General features: G+C 64.3%; 20 protein-coding genes. 12 read left to right on the top strand and 8 right to left on the bottom strand.

Annotated elements, in window-relative coordinates:
• The 3 genes from EOA75_RS04675 to EOA75_RS04665 all read right to left on the bottom strand — a co-directional run.
• Positions 1 to 654: patatin-like phospholipase family protein (locus EOA75_RS04675; RefSeq protein ID WP_164747278.1), on the bottom strand; the 654-nt coding region annotated here is incomplete at its 3' end.
• 170 nt (positions 655 to 824) lie between these two features.
• Positions 825 to 1,268, bottom strand: a complete 444-nt coding sequence (locus tag EOA75_RS04670; protein WP_127323728.1) for an SRPBCC family protein — start codon at positions 1,266 to 1,268, stop codon at positions 825 to 827.
• A gap of 113 nt (positions 1,269 to 1,381) precedes the next feature.
• Entirely contained in the window at positions 1,382 to 2,281 is a 900-nt protein-coding gene (locus EOA75_RS04665) for an SMP-30/gluconolactonase/LRE family protein (protein ID WP_127323727.1), read from the bottom strand.
• 105 nt (positions 2,282 to 2,386) lie between these two features.
• Between EOA75_RS04665 and EOA75_RS04660 the strand changes: the two genes are divergently transcribed.
• From EOA75_RS04660 to EOA75_RS04630, 7 genes are all read left to right on the top strand, one after another.
• Positions 2,387 to 3,106 (top strand): FadR/GntR family transcriptional regulator, encoded by a 720-nt coding sequence (locus EOA75_RS04660; RefSeq protein ID WP_095778886.1) that lies wholly within the window; start codon positions 2,387 to 2,389, stop codon positions 3,104 to 3,106.
• The gene (locus tag EOA75_RS04655) at positions 3,106 to 4,308 is read left to right on the top strand and encodes a mandelate racemase/muconate lactonizing enzyme family protein (protein WP_127216355.1); all 1,203 of its coding nucleotides are present in this window, start codon (positions 3,106 to 3,108) and stop codon (positions 4,306 to 4,308) included. Before EOA75_RS04660 ends, EOA75_RS04655 begins: the two co-directional genes overlap by 1 nt.
• Positions 4,309 to 4,347: 39 nt before the next feature.
• Complete coding sequence (locus EOA75_RS04650) at positions 4,348 to 5,325, top strand: sugar ABC transporter substrate-binding protein (RefSeq protein WP_095801450.1); 978 nt, start codon at positions 4,348 to 4,350, stop codon at positions 5,323 to 5,325.
• A 159-nt stretch (positions 5,326 to 5,484) separates the two neighbouring features.
• Positions 5,485 to 6,462, top strand: a complete 978-nt coding sequence (locus EOA75_RS04645) for an ABC transporter permease (RefSeq protein WP_127323726.1) — start codon at positions 5,485 to 5,487, stop codon at positions 6,460 to 6,462.
• 3 nt (positions 6,463 to 6,465) lie between these two features.
• Positions 6,466 to 7,197, top strand: a complete 732-nt coding sequence (locus EOA75_RS04640) for an ATP-binding cassette domain-containing protein (protein ID WP_127323725.1) — start codon at positions 6,466 to 6,468, stop codon at positions 7,195 to 7,197.
• Positions 7,198 to 7,208: 11 nt separating this feature from the next.
• Positions 7,209 to 7,964 carry an SDR family oxidoreductase gene (locus EOA75_RS04635; RefSeq protein ID WP_127323724.1) on the top strand — a complete coding sequence of 252 codons (756 nt, stop codon included), beginning with the start codon at positions 7,209 to 7,211 and terminating at the stop codon, positions 7,962 to 7,964.
• On the top strand, positions 7,951 to 8,835 hold the full coding sequence (locus tag EOA75_RS04630) for an aldose 1-epimerase (RefSeq protein WP_245466561.1): 885 nt from the start codon (positions 7,951 to 7,953) through the stop codon (positions 8,833 to 8,835). Before EOA75_RS04635 ends, EOA75_RS04630 begins: the two co-directional genes overlap by 14 nt.
• A gap of 253 nt (positions 8,836 to 9,088) precedes the next feature.
• Here EOA75_RS04630 and dinB read toward each other — a convergent pair whose 3' ends face one another.
• The 4 genes from dinB to EOA75_RS04610 all read right to left on the bottom strand — a co-directional run bounded on the left by dinB (position 9,089) and on the right by EOA75_RS04610 (position 12,590).
• Positions 9,089 to 10,351 (bottom strand): DNA polymerase IV, encoded by a 1,263-nt coding sequence (gene dinB / locus EOA75_RS04625; protein ID WP_127323723.1) that lies wholly within the window; start codon positions 10,349 to 10,351, stop codon positions 9,089 to 9,091.
• 398 nt (positions 10,352 to 10,749) lie between these two features.
• A complete protein-coding gene (locus EOA75_RS04620; protein ID WP_067001020.1) occupies positions 10,750 to 11,130 on the bottom strand; it encodes a cupin domain-containing protein in 381 nt (126 codons plus the stop codon).
• Positions 11,131 to 11,863: 733 nt separating this feature from the next.
• On the bottom strand, positions 11,864 to 12,148 hold the full coding sequence (locus EOA75_RS04615) for a hypothetical protein (RefSeq protein ID WP_067001023.1): 285 nt from the start codon (positions 12,146 to 12,148) through the stop codon (positions 11,864 to 11,866).
• Between the two features lie 160 nt (positions 12,149 to 12,308).
• Entirely contained in the window at positions 12,309 to 12,590 is a 282-nt protein-coding gene (locus EOA75_RS04610) for a hypothetical protein (RefSeq protein ID WP_127323722.1), read from the bottom strand.
• Positions 12,591 to 12,632: 42 nt separating this feature from the next.
• Between EOA75_RS04610 and EOA75_RS04605 the strand changes: the two genes are divergently transcribed.
• Positions 12,633 to 12,869, top strand: a complete 237-nt coding sequence (locus EOA75_RS04605) for a hypothetical protein (RefSeq protein ID WP_095801568.1) — start codon at positions 12,633 to 12,635, stop codon at positions 12,867 to 12,869.
• A gap of 23 nt (positions 12,870 to 12,892) precedes the next feature.
• On the opposite strand, the gene EOA75_RS04600 is transcribed toward EOA75_RS04605, so the two are convergent.
• Positions 12,893 to 14,110 carry a TadE/TadG family type IV pilus assembly protein gene (locus tag EOA75_RS04600; protein WP_127323721.1) on the bottom strand — a complete coding sequence of 406 codons (1,218 nt, stop codon included), beginning with the start codon at positions 14,108 to 14,110 and terminating at the stop codon, positions 12,893 to 12,895.
• Positions 14,111 to 14,390: 280 nt separating this feature from the next.
• Between EOA75_RS04600 and EOA75_RS04595 the strand changes: the two genes are divergently transcribed.
• The 4 genes from EOA75_RS04595 to EOA75_RS33905 all read left to right on the top strand — a co-directional run bounded on the left by EOA75_RS04595 (position 14,391) and on the right by EOA75_RS33905 (position 17,858).
• A complete protein-coding gene (locus EOA75_RS04595) occupies positions 14,391 to 15,644 on the top strand; it encodes a pilus assembly protein TadG-related protein (RefSeq protein ID WP_067321698.1) in 1,254 nt (417 codons plus the stop codon).
• A 4-nt stretch (positions 15,645 to 15,648) separates the two neighbouring features.
• Positions 15,649 to 16,089 (top strand): TadE/TadG family type IV pilus assembly protein, encoded by a 441-nt coding sequence (locus tag EOA75_RS04590; RefSeq protein WP_067321694.1) that lies wholly within the window; start codon positions 15,649 to 15,651, stop codon positions 16,087 to 16,089.
• Positions 16,079 to 16,489: a TadE/TadG family type IV pilus assembly protein gene (locus EOA75_RS04585; RefSeq protein WP_067001034.1), complete on the top strand. Its 411-nt coding sequence runs from the start codon at positions 16,079 to 16,081 to the stop codon at positions 16,487 to 16,489. The genes EOA75_RS04590 and EOA75_RS04585 overlap by 11 nt, the downstream gene beginning before the upstream one ends.
• 538 nt (positions 16,490 to 17,027) lie before the next feature.
• Positions 17,028 to 17,858 (top strand): hypothetical protein, encoded by an 831-nt coding sequence (locus tag EOA75_RS33905; protein WP_095801567.1) that lies wholly within the window; start codon positions 17,028 to 17,030, stop codon positions 17,856 to 17,858.
• The last annotated feature ends 58 nt before the right edge of the window (positions 17,859 to 17,916 follow it).

Raw genomic sequence — 17,916 nt, 5'->3', positions numbered from 1 at the left:
CGACGGGCCGACGCTCGCGTCGAGCTTGTCGTTCTCCCACGCGAACTGCGTGAGGTCGAGCCTGAGCGGCGACAGAAACGGCGGGAAGGCGGACGACGCCGCGACCGCGGTCGCGACCGGCAGGTCCGCATGCTTGGCCATGCCGATCCGGTAATCGGCAATGTAGCGGTTGGACATGCGAAACAGCGAGCCGGTGCTGAGATTGCTCGAGCAGAACACGAACCACGGACGCCGGGTCAGGCTCTTCAGCGTCGGCACCTTGCCGTCGAACAGATGGCGCTCGTAGCAGGTGGCGACTTCGCGCGCCGCGCTCGAAAACGGGTTGAACACGCCCTTGAGGATCGACGGCGCGTCAAGGAAGACCTGCGAGAAAGCGAGGATTTTTTCGACGTAAAGCTCGCGGAAATTCGTGGCAACGCCGTCGGCAAAGCTGAGGCGCGGCCAGAGAACCGCAAGCAGCCCGGCGGCAATCGAGCCGCCCGAGACCGAACTGACCATGTCGATTTTCTGAAGCAGGCCGGCCTCGTTCAGCCGGCAGAGCACGCCGGCATGGAACAGCATGGCGCGATAGCCGCCGCCCGACAGGCAGAGGCCGAGCTCGTAATGCTCGACCTTGTCGTCAGCCGGTGACGATCCGGCTGGAATCGGCTCCATCGCGCCCCCCTTCTGCCTGTCCGTTCGGCATTCGAGCTCGGCTTTGCTCAATCCAGCCCAGCGCAGCCATTCTGGCAAGCGGGGGAAACGCATAACGTCGCGGAGTGGAAAGCGGGGCCGCTTGCCGGCCGCTTCGTCGCGGCCGGCCGCATAGACCTTGCGATCGATCTTTACTGATTGATCTCGGGCTCGACGAGCCTTGCCAGGTTCTTAAGCGACTCCTGCCAGCCGAGATAGCAGGCCTCGGCGGGGATGGCGTCCGGAATGCCGGCCTGGGTGATCTCCATCTCCGTGCCGACCGAGACTTTCTTCAACTTCACCGTCACCTGCATCTCGCCGGGCAGGTTGGGATCGTCGAACTTGTCGGTGTAGCGCACGAGCTCACCCGGAACGAGCTCGACATAGTCGCCGCCGAAAGCATGGCTTTCGCCCGTGGTGAAGTTGCGGAACGACATTTTGAAGTTGCCGCCGGCCTTTGCATCCAAGTGATGCACCGTGCAGGTGAAGCCGTTCGGCGGCAGCCATTTCGCCAGCGCGTCCGCCTCGATGAAAGCGCGATAGACTTTTTCAGGTTTGGTGGCGAGCACGCGGTGCAGGCGGACAGTGCTGGGCATATCGTTTCTCCTGTTGATTGCCGGTCTATGCTCCTATGACGAACGGTGATTGGCCAGTCCGACATCGATGGTGAAGTTTTTTGAACGCTGCTGCCGATCTCTCGATGGGGAGATTATCCGAACCGGTTGCCCTGCACGCCGCGCACGCCGGGCCTGAGCGCGAACAGGCCGCCTTCGAAGGGGCTGGCGTCGAGATGCTCGGCGCTCATGGTGAAGCGCGCCGAGGTGACGAACAGCGTGTCGAGGCCGGGGCCGCCGAAGGCGCAGCTCGTCGGCCAGCTGCAAGGCAATTCGGCGATCCGGTCCAGCCTGCCGTCGGGCGCGATGCGGGCGAGGCAGCTTCCGCCAACCACCCGGCAGTTCCAGATATAGCCCTCTGCGTCAAGGCAGGAGCCGTCCGGCAGGCCGCGCTCGAAGCCGGTGAAGAAGGGGAGCGCCCGGCCGAGCCGTCCCGCCTTCTTGTCCCAGTCATAGCTGTAGAGCGCATTCTTCGTCGTGTCGGCGGTGACGAAGCGTCCGTCGGGCAGCCACACCATCGTGTTGGTGATGCCGAACCGGTCTTCGCTGAGCGGCGTCGCTTTGCCATCCGGGCCGACCCGGTAGAGCCGACCTTCATCGCTGGCGATGGGCACCGGCGCGTCGTCCGGGCCGATGTTGTTGGCCATCGTTCCAACCCAGAACGAACCGTCCGGCGCCACCACGCCCTCGTTGAGCCGCGTTCCCGGTCTGTCGTCCTCGATCGTCGCGAGCGCCCGGAACGGCCCGTAGAAGTCCCATAGCGCGATCTCCTTGCGCAACCCGACGATCGCGCCGCCGTCGTTGCGCAAGCCGACCGAGGTCACGAGATCGGGCGTCTGCCAGCTTTCATGCGCGCCGCTCAGCGGATCCAGCCGATGGATCCTGCGGCCGATGATGTCGACCCAAACCAGCCTTTCGCGGCGCTCGTCCCACACCAGGCTTTCGCCGACCACGTCGCGCGCATCGAAGATCAGGCCGGCTTGCTTCTCGTGCATGGGGCGCCTCGGGGCAGGGTGTCAGAAAATCAGCTTGACATATATCTTTAAGCCGAACTATGAGCAATTCAACATAAACCTGTCATACAGGTGTTGAGGAAACGCATGCAAGAGCAGACGGACCCACCGGATGAACCGAGTCCTGGCCTGGTCAGCACGGCGATTCAGGCGATAACCCAGCACATCCGCTCGGAAGGCCTAGCACCCGGCGATCCGCTGCCCAGCGAAGCCGCCATGACGCGCCAGCTCAACGTTTCCCGAACGGTCGTGCGCGAGGCCTTCCGCTCGCTGTCGGCGATGCGGCTGATCGACATGAGCGCCGGGCGCCGCGCCACCGTCGCCAAGCTCGACACCGGCGCCATGTCGATGGTGATCGAGCATGGCATCACCACCCAGCAGATCAGCGTGCAGCAGGTCTATGACGTCAGGCGCACCATCGAGATGCGCACCGTGGCGCTGGCCGCGCTGCGCCGCACCAACGCGGAAGCCGCGGCGATCGCCCAGTCGGCCCGGCTGATGCGCGAGAGTTGCAAGAGCCCCGAGACCGTCATGGAGCATGACATCGCCTTCCACGAGGCGATCGCGGCGGCCTCGCACAATCCGGTCTTTTCGCTGATCGTCACCGCCTTCAGCGGCGTGACGCGGCGCACCTGGGTCATCGGCTGGCGAACCCGTTCCTCCGACGAGGACCAGCTCAAGATGATCAAGGGCCATGAGGACATCGCCGACGCCATCCTCAAGGGCGATCCGCGGCTTGCGGCCGAGCATATGGCCGAGCATTTCGACAAGAGCGTCAAGGCGCTCATCGACGCGGGGATAGCCTGATGAAGATCCGCGCCATCGAGACCGTCCGCATCGAGGAACGGCCCAACCTGCTCTGGGTCGAGGTTCATACCGACGAGGGCATCACCGGACTCGGCGAGACGTTTTATCTATCGCGCACCGTCGAGGAATATCTGCACGAATATGTGGCGCCCAGGGTGATCGGCCGCGATCCGCTGGAGATCGATCTTTTGGCCGCCGATCTCGTCGGCTATCTCGGCTTCCGCTCCAGCGGCGCCGAGGTGCGCGGCAACTCCGCCTTCGACATCGCGCTGTGGGACATTTTCGGCAAGGCCACCGGCCAGCCGGTCGCGCAGCTGCTCGGCGGTTTCAGCCGTCGCTCGATCCGCACCTACAACACCTGCGCCGGCACCGAGTATATCAAGGACGCCAAGGGCCAGACGACGGCCAATTACGGCATCGGCGCCGGGCGCGATTACGACGATCTCAACGCTTTCCTCACCCGCGCCGGCGAGCTGGCCGAGGAATTGCTCTCCGACGGCATCACCGCAATGAAGATCTGGCCGTTCGACCACGCGGCGGAGAAGACGCGCGGCAACGACATCTCGGCGGCCGACTTGAAGGCGGCGCTCGAGCCTTTTGAAAAGATTCGCAAAGCCGTCGGCGACAGGATCGACATCATGGTCGAGTTCCATTCGATGTGGCAGCTCTTGCCGGCGATGAGGATCGCCGAGGCGCTCAGGCCCTACGCCACCTATTGGCACGAGGACCCGATCCGCATGGACAGCCTCGGCGATTTGAGGCGTTACGCCGCCGCCAGTCCGGCCCCGATCTCGGCCTCCGAGACGCTGGGCAGCCGCTGGGCTTTCCGCGACCTTCTGGAGACTGGAGCGGCCGGGATCGTCATGCTCGACATCTCCTGGTGCGGCGGCCTGTCGGAGGCGCGCAAGATCGCTTCGATGGCCGAGGCTTGGCGGCTGCCGGTGGCGCCGCACGACTGCACCGGTCCGGTCGTGCTCGCAGCGTCGACCCATTTGTCGCTCAACGCGCCCAACGCGCTCGTCCAGGAAAGCGTGCGCGCCTTCTACCGCACCTGGTACCGCGACTTGGTGACGGCGCTGCCCGAGGTGAAAGACGGCATGATCACCGTGCCGCCGGGGCCTGGGCTCGGGCTGGCGCTCAGTCCCGATCTTGGCAAGGCCTACACCGTCCACCGCCGCGTCAGCAGCCAGACGGACATTTAGCCCAAGACGCACATCTAGGATCCATAGGGAGGAACAAACATGAGAAAACTGACAGCAATGCTTCTGCTCGGCGCCGCCCTCATCGGCGGGCAATCGGCCGCCAAAGCCGACGGGCTCAACATCGTCTTTACCCATCATTCGTCGGCCTCCAACACATTCTGGCAGGCGGTGAAGAAAGGTTTCGACGATGGCTGCGCCAAGGTCGAGGCCAACTGCAACATGGTCTTCACCCAGACCGAGGGATCAATCGAGCAGCAGGTCGCGAACATGCGCGCGGCCCTTGCCGCCAAGCCCGACGCGCTGCTCACCTCCATCGTCGACGACCATGCCTTCGACGATGTCATCAAGGAGGCCCGCGACGCCGGCGTGGTGGTGATCGCCGTCAATGTCGACGACACCGAAGGCGCCAAGGGCAATGCGCGCCAGGCCTTCATCGGCCAGGGCTTCAAGCCAGCCGGCTACTCGCTCGCCAAGGCGATTTCCGAGAGCTTCCCGAAGGATGGTCCGATCAAGGTGCTGGTCGGCATCTCGGCGCCGGGCCAGAACTGGTCCGAAACCCGCGGCGCCGGCGTCATGCAGTTCCTCGAGGAATACAAGGCCGCTCATAAGGACCGCGACCTTTCGTGGGAGCGCATCGACAGCGGCACCGACCTCGCCATCACTTCCGACCGCGTCGGCGCCTATCTCAACGCGCATCCCGACACCACCGCCTATTTCGACACCGGCTTCTGGTGCGCCGGCGTGGCGCGCGTGCTGGCCGATCGCGGGGTCGCGCCCGGCAAGGTCCTGCTCGGCGGCTTCGATCTCGTGCCGGAAGTGCTGCAGCAGATGCAGAAGGGCTATGTCCAGGCGCTGGTCGACCAGCAGCCCTACATGCAGGGCTTCATGCCGGTGATGGAAGTCTATCTCAACAAGAAGCTCGGTCTTGCGCCTTCCGACATCGACACGGGGCAGGGCATCGTGCGCCAGAAGGACGCCGATGCGATCATGGCGCTGTCCGCGCAGGGCATGCGCTGAGGTCGCATGCCTTTGAGATTGGCCGAGACGCCCGTCACCGAAATGCTGGCGGGACATCACCCCCCCTCTGTCCTGCCGGACCGTCCGGCAGGACAGAGGGGGGTGTGAAGGAACGCGGCGCCACAGTACCTTTCACAATCACCGCACCGGAGCCTTTCATTGAAGCGCCTGTTCAAGACCTATCTCGAGAAGCCGGAACTGGCCGGGCTGATCCTCCTGGTGCTGCTCATTGTCCTGTTCCAGGTCCGCTCCCACGGCGTGTTCCTGAACCAGGACAATCTGCGAGGCATCCTCGGCATCCTGCCGGAGGCCGGCCTCGTCGCCATCGGCGTTACCATCCTGATGATCAGCGGCGAGTTCGACCTGTCGGTCGGTTCGGTCTTCGCGCTGATGCCGATGACGATGGCGGTGCTGATGGTGCAGGGCTGGCCGTTCCCGCTGGCGCTGCTCGCCGGGCTGCTCGCCTCGGCGGCCATCGGCTTCATCAACGGTTACGTCACCATCCGCTTCGCCATCCCGAGCTTCATCACCACGCTCGGCATGCTGTTCATGGCGCGATCGCTCACCGTTGTCATTTCCGGCGGCTTTCCGCCGCTGTTGCCCGCCGACCTGCCGACTTGGCTGTTCACCTCCTTCGTCGGGCCGGGCAACATGTTCCGCATGTCGTTTCTGTGGTTCGTGGCGGTCGCGGGGCTGACCTCGCTGATGCTGTCGCGCACCAATTTCGGCAACTGGATCAAGGCTACCGGCGGCTTCCTGCCGGCCGCCGCCGCGATGGGCATCCCAACGGCCAGGGTCAAGATCGTCTGCTTCATGCTGTGCTCGGTGCTCTCGGGCTTCGCCGGCATGCTGCAGGTGCTGCGATTGGGGTCGCCGCTGCCTTCGATCGGCGAGGGGATGGAGCTGCAGGCGGTCGCATCCGCCGTCATCGGCGGCGCCTCGCTCGCCGGCGGCATCGGCACTGTCATGGGCGGCATCATCGGCACGACGCTCATCCGGGTCATCGACAACGGCCTTGTGCTCAGCCATGTCGACGCCAACTGGTTCAAATTCGCCATCGGCTTCCTGACCATCTTCGCCGTCGTCGCCAATGCCTGGATGCGCAAGCGCGCCAAGGCCATCAAGATGGAGGGCTGAGTCGTGAGCGACGCCATCATCTCGGTGCGCAATCTGCACAAGTGGTATTCCGGCGTGCATGCCCTCAAAGGCGTCACGCTCGACTTCAAGCGTGGCGAGGCGCTCGGCCTGGTCGGCGACAACGGCGCCGGCAAGTCGACCTTGATCAACATCCTGTCCGGCGTCCACCGTGCCGACCAGGGCGAGATCAAGGTCGAGGGCAGGGACGTCCGCATCGCCACCCCGCGCGACGCGATGGATCTCGGCATTGAGACCATCTACCAGTACAATTCCATGGTCCCCACCATGTCGATCGCCCGCAACCTGTTCATCGGCCGTGAGCCGACCCGGTTCTCGATCCTCGGCGTCGGCATCCTCGACCAGAAGAAGATGGCCGAGGAAAGCGTGCGCGCCATCGCCAATGTCGACCTGCATCTGCGCTCCCCCGATGCGCTCGTCGGCGAGCTCTCCGGAGGCCAGCGCCAGGGCGTCGCGATCGCGCGCGCCATGCACTTCAAGACGAAGGTAATGATCCTCGACGAGCCGACCAATCACCTCTCGGTCAAGGAGACCAACAAGGTGATCGGCTTCGTGCGCGGCCTCAAGGAACAGGGAGTGACGGGCGTCTTCATCAGTCACAACATGCACCACGTCTTCGAGTGCTGCGACCGTATCGTCGCGATGGCGCGCGGCGAGATCGTGCTGGACAAGCATATCGGCGACACTTCGATCGACGAAGTCCATTCTGTCCTGTGAGGGGTTAGGCAATGAAGGCGCTCGCTGGTCGTAAAGTGTTGCTGACGGGCGGCCTCGGCTCGCTTGGCCGGGCCCAGGCGGTGACGCTGGCGCGGGCCGGCGCGCGCGTGCTGGTGCTCGACCGCCCCGACATTAGTGAGGGCGAGCAGACGGTGGCGAGACTTGCCGGACAGGCCAGGGGCGATATGGCCTTCGTCGGCTGCGATCTCAACCGGCTGGCCGATGCGGAAGCGGCCGTTGCCGCGCTGGCGGCGAAGGAAGGTGGGATCGATATCCTGATCAACAACGCGGCGCTGATCATCAACCGGCCGTTCGAGCAGTTCTCGCTGGCCGAATATGAGGATCAGATCCGCGTCAATTCCTCGGCCGCCTTTGCGCTGGCGCGGGCCTGCGCGCCGGGCATGAAGGCGAAGGGCTACGGCAAGATCGTCAACTTCTGCTCGATCACGCTCAACGGCCGCTGGGACGGCTACGTGCCCTATGTCGCCTCGAAGGGCGCCATGCTCGGGCTCACCAAGTCGCTCGCGCGCGAGCTCGGGCCGCATGGCATCCGCGTCAACGCCGTGTCGCCGGGCGCGGTGGTCTCGGAGGCGGAGGCGCGCGTCTTCGGCGACCGGTTGAAGCAGTACAATGACTGGATCCTCGAGAACCAAAGCCTCAAGACGCGCATCGAGCCTGAGAACATCGCCGAGCTCGTGCTGTTCCTCGTCTCACCCGCCTCCGACATGATCAGCGGCCAGAACATCGCCATCGATGGCGGCTGGTGAGGATATGGCCGGCGCGGTCGAGCTGAACGACGGGCAGGCGAGGCTGGTCCTGGCGCCTGAGAAGGGCGCGGCGATCGCGCGCTATGACGCGCTGGTGATCGGCAGCGCGCCGGTTCCGCTGCTGAAGCCGGGCGATGGCACCGGCACGTCCGGCTGCCAACTCCTGGTGCCGTGGTCGAACCGCATCTCCGGCGGCGGCTTCACTTTCGACGGCCGCTTCCACGCCGTCGCGCCGAACATTCCGGGCGAAGCCTTTCCGATCCATGGCGACGGTTTCCAAAAACCGTGGCGGCTCGCCCGCCGCACTGACACCGAGGCGGAGCTGGTGCTCGACGAGGGCGCGATCGGTCCTTACCGCTATGCGGCTACCGTGACCTATGCGCTGCAGGACGGCGCGTTGGAGGCGCAGCTGACGGTGGAGAACCGCGCCGGCATGCGCCTGCCTTACGGCCTCGGTTTCCATCCCTGGTTCCCGCGCGGCGACACAACGCTGCTCGGGGCCAAGGCGAGGCGCGTCTGGCTGGAGGACGAGCGCCATTTGCCGGTCGGCGTCGTGCCGGTGAGCGAGCGCCCGGCCTGGGATTTCTCGCGCTCCATCCCGCTGCCGTGGGACTGGGTCAACAACGCCTTCGACGGCTGGAATCGTCGCGCCTCGATCACGCAGCTCGAGGAGGGGATCAGGATCACGCTCACCGCCTCGCCGGAGCTCGGCGTCTATATCCTCTACTCGCCGTCATCCGACGCCGACTTCTTCTGCTTTGAGCCGGTGTCGCACCCGGTCGATGCGCATCACGGCGAAGGGCTGACGGTGCTTGAAGATGGGCAAACGATGAGCGCGACGATGCGGCTGGACTGGGCTGTGGCGGGTTGAGGGCAGCCGCCAGAGCGCGTGATCTCCCCCTTGAGGGGAAGATGGCGGCAGGCCAGGAGAGGGGCGCGAAGGATCGCGGCCGTTCGTCATCCTAGGGTCTGCGCTGCGTCGCTTCGCTCCTTGCTTCGCCCTAGGATGACGAAGGGATAGGTCGCCGCCCCCTCTGTCCTGCCGGCCCGCAAGGGGGAGATCGGAGGGCGCGTCGACTTTCGCCAATCTACAACGTCGCCAGAGGAGATGCAAAGCACCTCCCTCACAGCTCCTTCTCCGCCAGCTCCCTGAATTCATCCGGCACCGAGCGCGCTGCTTGCAGCGCGACGGTGCCGTAGCCGACGGCCTGCTTGCCGAAGCGCTGGCGGATCTTGTCTATGGCGCGGTCGGCGCCGAAGCGGGCGAGGCCTTTGCGGCTGCCGGGCTTCAGCTTCTCGTCCGCCAGGCCGAGCGGCAGTTCGAGCTGCAGCTCGGCATGCTCTTCCAGATGCGAGACCGAGATCGCCAGCAGCGAGATTTCCCGTTCGCCCGGGTGAGCGGCGAGCACGCCTCTGACCAGCTCTTCCGCGACGTCAGCGAGCATGGTCGTCGCCTGGATCGGCTGCTCCAGCGTCACCGCGCGCGTGACCGCGCGCATGTCGGCAAAGCGCACGCGCACCGTCACCGTGCGGCCGGGCCGGTCCTTGGCGCGCAGGCGGCTGGCGACGCGATCGGCGAGATGCAGGAGCGTCGGCACGAGGACGCGCGGCAGCGCCGGTTTGCGGCCCAGCGCCGACTGCGCGCCGGCGGAATGGGCGCGGCGATGCGTCTCCAGTCGGCGCGGGTCGCGGTTCCAGGCAAGGGCCGCGAGCTTCTGGCCGGCGGCATGGCCGATCAGCCGCTCCAGCGCGCCGCTATGCGTGCGCGCCAATTGCCCGATCGTCTCGACGCCGATCTCGGCGAGCCTGGCTTTGGTTGCCGGACCGACGCCCCACATCAGCGACACCGGCAAATCGTGCAGGAAGGAAAGCTCGGTGCCGGGCTCGACCACCACCAGCCCGTCGGGCTTGGCCACCTGCGAGGCGATCTTGGCGAGATGCTTCGTCCGTGCCACCCCGATCGAGATCGGCAGGCCGAGCTCGCTCTTCACGCGGCGGCGGATGGTTCGCGCAATTTCGTCCGGCGGTCCGAACAGATGCGTGCAGCCGGCGACATCGGCGAAAGCCTCGTCGATCGAGATGCGCTCGACCAGCGGCGTGAAATCGTCGAGCACCTTGATCGCGGCGTCGCCGAGACGCTGGTATTCGCCGAAGCGGCCGCCGACGAAGATGAGCTGCGGACAGAGCTCGCGCGCCCTGCGGCCGGGCATGCCGCCGCGCACGCCAAAAATCTTCGCCTCATAGGAGGCGGCAAGCACTACGCCGCCGCCGACTGCGATCGGCTTGCCGCGCAGCGACGGGTCGAGCAGTTGCTCGACCGAGGCGTAGAAGGCGTCGAGATCGGCATGCAGGATCGTAGCGGCCGAAGCGGCGTTCGTGGCGGCCATCGCGCTCCCGGCTCCATCCATCCGCTTTGCGGCATCGCAGCATTAGCAGCAACTGTTGTAAGCGGTAATGCGTGTGAACATAAAGAGAACAAAAGGAGTTTCCTGTCAAGCCGGCCAGCTGAGGATGAGAACATCTGCAACCCGTCACAACCAAGGGCTTTGACCGGTTGCGCCGGTGTGCTCCCCTTTGACGGGTTGACCGCTGACCAGGGAGGGGCGCGAAGGATCGCGGCCCAAAACTGCGTCATGCCAGGACGAAGTCAGGAGCCGAGCGACGCGCGAAGACCAGGATGACGAAGTGCGGCCGAGCCGGAGATCCAGGTTCTGAGACGATGGCGGGACAGCGCCCCCTCTGATCGTCCCACATGGGGGATCGGCTGTCCCTTGGCCGACAGCCCCTAGACCGGCTTGGCGTATTGCTCGGCGCTCAGCACCTCGATGCATTGGAACGGCTCATTGCCTTCTACCCAGGCGTCATGCCCGGGCGGGATTGTATAGGAGGTGCCGGCCTCGAAGGTCTTCTGCGTCCCGTCGTCCATGCGTATGGTGATCGTTCCGGACACGACATAGCCGACATGCGAGACCTGGCAGCTGTCAGTCTTGACCACCGGCTTCACGCATTCGGACCATCTCCAGCCCGGCTCCATGTTGAGCCGCCCGAGCGTGTAGCCCGGCAGCCGGACCACTTCGACGCGGGTCTTGGCGGGCGAGCGAACCTCGTCGGGATTGTTATGCGACTTGGATTCGAGCTTGGTGACCTTCATTGCAGCTTCGGCCATGGCATCCTCCCATTTCCAAGGATTGCAAGCGGGGCCTGACGCGCGATCGTCGGCGACCGCTGCCGGATTGATACGCCTTTCAATGAATGATTGCTAATCTAAGTTGCTTGGCGCGGCGCGAAATCGATTTTGCCGCGCAGGCCCTATTGCAAGCACGCTCTGCCGGTGTTTTGCTGTTCCTTGCGCCTGGCACGACGGTGGTTGAGGGGCCGCCCCGTTTCTCGCCCCTTGGGGAGAATCCTGTGAACCCTCGGCAAGTGAATTTCGCCAATAGTGCCGCGGCAAAGCCAGGCTCCGTCCACGATAGTCCATCTTTATTTCCGCTTGCGGGCGCGCGCTCACCGCGCCCATCGAAACCGCCATAGGCGAGGTGGAAGGCGATACTCGAAAAATCAGAAAAACTGGGAGGAATCGATGCTTCATCAGGTAGGGAAAACGGAAGCCCGTCCGCCGGTCGGGCCAGGGCGCCGCACTCCGCCGGCGCTTCGCCAGTGCTGCGACAACTATATCTGTCCGACCTGCGACCAAGTCGTCGAGCTGACGGATTTCCGCCAGGTCGTCTGGCATCAAAGGCCGGGCCATCGGCCGATGGATTTGGATGACTGAGCGGACCTGCCCAAGAAAAGAGGGCCCGAGAGAAAAAGGGCCCGCGCCTTCCAGAGGAATGCGCGGGCCGAAGCTGGAGTAGCCATTCGATAAACGCGCAGCCGGCCTGCCGGTTGCGTCAGGCGGATCAGCCGCCGTTGGCCGGAGCCGGGGCCGGAGCCGGTGCGGCCGGTGCGGGTGCCGGCGTCGTCGACGGTGCCGCAGGCGTCTCCACCTTGGGCGCCTCGACCTTCGGCGCATCGAGCTTCACGTTGACATCCGTCGATCCGCCACCGCCGGTGCGGCCACCGACATTGATGATGCCGGTAAAGAACAGCAGGGCCACGATCGCGATGATGGCAAGAACGATCGCCACTGCTGTGCCGGCGCCGCCCCCGCCACTGGTGTTTACAACTGTAGGTCTGTCGGCCATGGTTTCCTCTCCTCTGCCGATTGGGATGTCGTGGCAACGGCGCCAAAGCTGGAATGTTCCTGCTTTCGGGCCACGGTCCCTTGTCAGGCGGGACCTGAGGCCGCACCTTTGAGCGCAGAGGTCCGAATGGGCGATTTCTGGAAACAAGTAGGCCCACAACTCATTGTGGCACAACCGTCGAGTAACGTCCCTTCATCGGCGGTTTGAAAGTGGAGTTGCCCGCCATTTCCTGCGATGTGGCGGGCAACTCCCACAATCCCGCAGTCTGCCGAGATTCGCGAACCTGTTCGCCGCGCTTTTGCCGGTCGATCCAAAACAACCACAGGCGTACGCGACGTGCTTTTAAGCCCTGCCTGCCGCTTCGCTCGATCTCGGCGCGGGCCGCCCAGGCTGTCGCCAAATCATGATGCACCACTCCGAGCGGAACCCGGCCGCCCGTCACGCCGTTGTCTTCCGCGAAGGGATCCTGTGGGCGGAGGCCGCCATGGACAGCTTCGAACTGATCGATCTTCTCTGCGTCGTCGACGCCTGCGCCAGCGATGGCGCGGCTGGGCGCCTTGTTTCAATGTCGAAAGCCGTCGAGGAACTGCGCGTCTTGACCGGGGACTTCGTCTCGTCCGACGAGGCGGCGGCGAACGCGTTGAGCCAGGTGGCGCTGCAGCGCGGCTGCGCGGTGTTGTTCGACGAACAGCCGGGCGCCGATATCGTCGGCGAGTGCTGATTTCCCCTTGAAGAAGAGCGGCGCTATTTCACCAGGGTGATCATCCTGCCGGCATACATCTCGCGATTGCCGAGCTCGGCCGCGCAGTCCGATTTCACCGCCGAGTTTCCGGTCATGCCTACGGTATTGCCGACCAGCCGCAGGCAATTGCCCTGCGCGTTCATGTCCGAATTCCCGGCATAGGAGATCGCCGCGTCGGGGGCATAGATGAAGCCGCTGACCACCGAGCCGGATCCGCCGTTGATCGTCAGCGCCGAGGTGTTGCCCTTGGCCTGGAAGATGGTGATGCCTGCATAGGCGCCGCTGGCCGGCGGCGAGAGGTTCACCTGCTCATTGGCATTGATGTAGAGCTGCGAGCCTTCCATCAGGAAGATCGTCACGCCCTGGCCGGTGAGGCTGCCGTTGCCGCCGGGCTTTATGGTGACATTGCGCAGGATGTAGACGCCCGGATTAAGCGTGATCTTTCCTGACCAGGTCTTGTCGCAATAGGTGCCGGGCGAAAGCGTGACCGTCTTGCCGTTCGGCATCGATTGGCACATGCCATAAGCGGGCGGGGTGACATTGGCCAACGGGTCGAACGATGCGTACTGGTTTTCGAGCGGTGCGTCGCACGAGAGTGTTGCGTTGGGCGGCGTTATCCCCGAGGTCGAGCCGACCGTCGAGACGCATGCGGCGCTGAGCAGGGCCGAGCCGCCGCGGTCGATGGCGTCGGCCGCGTCCGAGTTTGCGGCGATCACGCAGCCGTTCATCGCCACATTGGTCGAGCCCTGCAGGTTAACGGCGGAGCCGACATGCGGATCGAGCGCCAGAACGCACGCTTGCGCCCCGGGTTTGACCTCGACGGAGGCGGAGCGGGTCGCCTGCCAGGCCGGCGCGCCGCTGATGAAAGCCGCCCGGCTGATGCTCGACGACAGCGAGATGGTGTAGCCGCTCGGATCGCCGCTGGCCGCTGCCTGGAACGCCCCGACGCTGCCCGAATATTCGCCGGCGTCGGCGACGCTCAAATTGGCTGAGAAGAAAGTTAGGCCGAGCTGGCGCACATCGCCGGCCGACATGGTCGGTTGGTATTTCGTGCCCACCGCCAGCCCGGCTGCGTCCAGCGAGTTCTGCAGTTGCGCCGCGTCGTCGCTCGTGCCGGCCACATCGACGGCGCCGGCCACGACAAGCATCAGCGGCACCATGGCGATTGCGGTCGCCAGCGCGAAATTGCCGCGCGTCGAAGCCCAGAACCGTCTGATCATGGCAGCACCCCTCGCCGGAAACGGCAGAGACACTACTCCAGCCGTCTCTACGACCGATTTCCGAAAAAGATAAAATGCAGCAAAAGCTAAAATCGCTGATTTATCCGCAGCTTGACCTAACGTCCTATATAGAGTGGGACCTAAGTCTGAGTCGTGGCCGCGCAGGGTGGTAAATATGCATGCAAGGGTCTGAAAATCGCAAGTCGAGGAAAAAAATTAGCCATTCGTTTATCGCCGGGTGTTGAACGTGGTGGCTGGGATAGCTTGGGCGCGCTCGGCCATGAACACATTCGGTCGGATTTTCAGACAGTTCGTCTCCCGCCGCCTGCGGCGCGGCGAGAGCGGCAATGTTGCGACGATCTTCGCGCTCACCCTGCCGATCGTCGTCGGCGGGGCAGGGCTCGGCGTCGAGACGTCCTACTGGTACTATTCGAGCCTGAAGCTGCAGGCGACGGCGGACGCCGCCGCCTATGCCGGCGCGCTGGAAAAGATCCAGGGATCGGACACTGCGACGATCACGGCGGCCGCGACCCAGTCGGCGACCGACAACGGCCTCGGCAATGGCACCATCACCGTCCACACGCCGCCCACCTCGGGGCCGAACACGGCCAAGAAGGCAGTCGAGGTCATCCTCAACCAGAACCTCGACCGGATGTTCACCTCGATCTTCACGCAGACCAAGGTGCCGGAGCAGGCGAGGGCGGTGGCGCTCATTACCGATGCTTCCAAGGCCTGCGTGCTGGCGCTAAATAAGTCGGCCTCGCAGGCGGCGCTTTTCTCCGGCAGCACCAGCGTCAAGCTGACCGGCTGCTCGGTCATGTCGAATTCGAGCGCCGCGGACGCCATCAAGGTCCAGGGGTCGGCAGGGCTTCAGGCCGACTGCCTGATCTCGGTCGGCGGCGTTTCGCTGAACAACCCGGTGACCACGACCTGCAAGTCGCCGATAACCCAGGCCTTGCCCGCGTCCGATCCGTTCTCCAGCCTGCCGGCGCCCTCGACCAGCGGCTCTTGCCAGAATGTCAACAGCGGCAAGTCAACGCAAACAATCCAGCCCGGTACCTACTGCAATGGTATGAACCTCAACGGCAATGTCGCGCTTTCTTCCGGCACTTACGTTGTCCAGGGCAATTTGAAGATCAACGCCGGCGCGGTCATCACCTGCGCTGCACCCTGCACCAACGGCGTAACCATCTATATGACGGGCAGCAACACCATAAGCATGAACGGCAACGCCACGGTGACGCTCAGCGCGCCGACCTCGGGGACCTATTCCGGCGTGCTGTTTTATGGCGACAGGACGGGCAACGCCGCACAGAGCACCTTCAACGGCACGGCGACTTCTTCGCTGACCGGGGCAATCTATTTCCCCAAGCAGCAGGTCAATTATCTCGGCAATTTCTCGGGCGCGAACGGCTGCACCCAGGTTGTGGCCGACACCATCCAGTGGTCGGGCAATTCCACAATCAACCAGAACTGCTCGAGCCTTGGGCTGCAAGACATCCCCGCCGCCCCGTCTGTTGCGATTGTCGAGTAGCCGCGTGGCGCCGGCAGCGATCCGCTTCCGCAAGAATCGCTCCGGCGCGGCCGCGGTGGAATTCGCGCTGGTGTTGCCGGTGCTGTGCGTCGCGCTGTTCGGAATCGCCGATGGCTGGTCCTATGTCACCAGCTCGATGGCGATGCGGGCGGGTGTGAAGACGGCGGCGAATCTGCTGCTGGCCGGCGGGGGAGACGACACCGCCGTTCAGGCCGCCGCTCTTGCGAGTTGGGAGAAGAAACCCTCCGATGCAGCGATCACGGTGACACGCACCTACAAATGCGGAACGACCGTGGTCACGTCGTCGACCACCTGTGCGGGATCGAAAGTACCTTCCATCTATGTCCAGATCCAGGCGTCGGGCACCTGGGTTCCGCCGTTCACCTTCGGCGTCTTCCCGGGCAATAGCGCGCTCAGCCATCAGCAGGTGGTCCGTGTCCGCTAAGCAAAAAACCAGGCTGTTTGCCAGCAACGCCTCTGGCGGCGCCGCGATCGAGTTCGCGCTGATCGTGCCTTTCCTGATCATGCTTCTGTTCGGCATCTTCGCCTTCGGCTGGTCGATGAACAACGAGTCCAGCGTGCGCTATGCGCTCGAGGCCTCGGCGCGCTCGCTGCAGCTTGACAGGACGATGACCCAGGCTCAGATCCAGGCGATCGCGACGCAGAAACTACAGGCGCTCGGCTTGCAGAACGTGACAGTTATGATCACCACCGACCCGCCGAGCGGCGGCTTCAAGATGGCGCATGTCAGCGCCAGCTATGCCTTCGTCATCAACTTTCCCTATTTCAGCGATTTTCCGATCAATTACTCGACCACTGTCACCGTGCCGCTGATCAACAGCTGAAGCACGTCTCCCCAAAGTGAGACTTCGTTTCGGGTCAAAGCCAGGGCTAAGCTTAACAAGCTGTGTGGGCCGAAAGATTGCGACACGCTTCAGGGCATGCCGAGGAAGAATATATAAGTATATATCTGGGATTGGCCGCAAAGCGGGATAAGAACACCTCGGTAGCGCGCCCCAAGCGCTGGTGGCATCACCGCTCCCGCGGGTTGCCCGAAACGATGCCGCGCACGTCCGAAAATCGCCTTTATAAACAGGCGTCTTGTACTCCTCGACGGACGCTGGCCGCATAGCGTTGGGCCCATGGTCCGACGGGAGGTGGGCCTTCATTGTTCCAGAGGGCGGACCTGGCCTTGGCCCATTTATTTACGCAATAATTTCAGCAAGTTAACAGGTGTTCAGCAGGATTTCCGGAGCTGCTTCTCGGGATACTCTCTTGCCGCCACCGAATTTGTTTAAAAGTTACTCCAAGCCGTTAGGGAAATCTCATATGACGCGATCTAGCGGTTGGGCATTGGTGGCGATTCACCTGCGGAGAAACATGATGACAATCCGGAAAACACTTTTGGCTTCGCTTGCCATTCTGGCGCTCGCGGCTGCTCCCGCACTCGCCGGAGCCGGCGGCAATGGCGGTGGCAACGGCAATGGCGGCAGCCATGGCGGCGGCAACGGCAATGGCGGCGGGAACGGCAATGGCGGCGGTAATGGCAACGGCGGCGGCAACGGCGGCGGCAAGGGCCAAAGCAGCAACAGCGGCGCCTCGCACGGCAAGTCGGCATCGGCAAAGGCCGCCAAGTCGCAGGTCGACGATGCAACCGATGACGACACGACGGACGATACCACTACGGCCGCCACCCCGAAGGAGAAGAACATCCATGCCAAGCTCGGCCGGCTGAACTCGCTCCAGCGCAACATCAATGCCTACATGAATTCCAAGAGCAAGAAGTTCGCGGGCATTCAGGCTTATGTGACCCAGGCCGCCGTAGCCCAGAACGCGCAGGCCAAGCTTGACGCGGCAAACGCGAAGCTGGCCGCCGACCAGGCCCAGCTCGGCACGCTCACCCAACAGCTCGCCGACCTCAATGCAACCGACACGACCAACATGACGGCCGAGGAAAAGGCGGCTTTCGATGCGCAGGTTGCCGACGTTCAGGCGCAGATCGACGCCCAGAACGCCGCGATCGCCGCTGACACCCAGGCGGTCACGGATGCCCAGGCTGCGGTGACCGCTAACCCTGCGCCCGATGACGCCACGCTCGACGCCGCCCTGCAGGACATGGCCAACAAGCCGGTCGATCAGGAGGTGACGGACTGGGCCAAGGACGTGCTGGCCGACAAGATCGACCAGGCGGCCGCGGCGACGTCCACGCCATAAGGCACACGCGGCGAACCTGCCGCAGTGGAGTGCATGCATGCCGCCGGGGCGACCCGGC

The organism is Mesorhizobium sp. M1A.F.Ca.IN.022.07.1.1, assembly GCF_003997575.1.
Lineage (GTDB): Bacteria > Pseudomonadota > Alphaproteobacteria > Rhizobiales > Rhizobiaceae > Mesorhizobium.
The sequence above is the reverse complement of the archived record's forward strand: the minus strand, read 5'-3'. Positions and strand labels throughout refer to the sequence as shown.

What these genes read in the sequence shown, in the direction of transcription:
- EOA75_RS04635 (WP_127323724.1), top strand. Translation starts at nt 7,209, where the DNA reads ATGAAGGCGCTCGCTGGTCGTAAAGTGTTGCTGACGGGCGGCCTCGGC.
- EOA75_RS04670 (WP_127323728.1), bottom strand. Translation starts at nt 1,268, where the DNA reads ATGCCCAGCACTGTCCGCCTGCACCGCGTGCTCGCCACCAAACCTGAA.
- EOA75_RS04600 (WP_127323721.1), bottom strand. Translation starts at nt 14,110, where the DNA reads ATGATCAGACGGTTCTGGGCTTCGACGCGCGGCAATTTCGCGCTGGCG.
- EOA75_RS04620 (WP_067001020.1), bottom strand. Translation starts at nt 11,130, where the DNA reads ATGGCCGAAGCTGCAATGAAGGTCACCAAGCTCGAATCCAAGTCGCAT.
- EOA75_RS33905 (WP_095801567.1), top strand. Translation starts at nt 17,028, where the DNA reads ATGACAATCCGGAAAACACTTTTGGCTTCGCTTGCCATTCTGGCGCTC.
- EOA75_RS04650 (WP_095801450.1), top strand. Translation starts at nt 4,348, where the DNA reads ATGAGAAAACTGACAGCAATGCTTCTGCTCGGCGCCGCCCTCATCGGC.
- EOA75_RS04655 (WP_127216355.1), top strand. Translation starts at nt 3,106, where the DNA reads ATGAAGATCCGCGCCATCGAGACCGTCCGCATCGAGGAACGGCCCAAC.
- EOA75_RS04615 (WP_067001023.1), bottom strand. Translation starts at nt 12,148, where the DNA reads ATGGCCGACAGACCTACAGTTGTAAACACCAGTGGCGGGGGCGGCGCC.
- dinB (WP_127323723.1), bottom strand. Translation starts at nt 10,351, where the DNA reads ATGGCCGCCACGAACGCCGCTTCGGCCGCTACGATCCTGCATGCCGAT.
- EOA75_RS04665 (WP_127323727.1), bottom strand. Translation starts at nt 2,281, where the DNA reads ATGCACGAGAAGCAAGCCGGCCTGATCTTCGATGCGCGCGACGTGGTC.
- EOA75_RS04630 (WP_245466561.1), top strand. Translation starts at nt 7,951, where the DNA reads ATGGCGGCTGGTGAGGATATGGCCGGCGCGGTCGAGCTGAACGACGGG.
- EOA75_RS04605 (WP_095801568.1), top strand. Translation starts at nt 12,633, where the DNA reads ATGGACAGCTTCGAACTGATCGATCTTCTCTGCGTCGTCGACGCCTGC.
- EOA75_RS04595 (WP_067321698.1), top strand. Translation starts at nt 14,391, where the DNA reads ATGAACACATTCGGTCGGATTTTCAGACAGTTCGTCTCCCGCCGCCTG.
- EOA75_RS04660 (WP_095778886.1), top strand. Translation starts at nt 2,387, where the DNA reads ATGCAAGAGCAGACGGACCCACCGGATGAACCGAGTCCTGGCCTGGTC.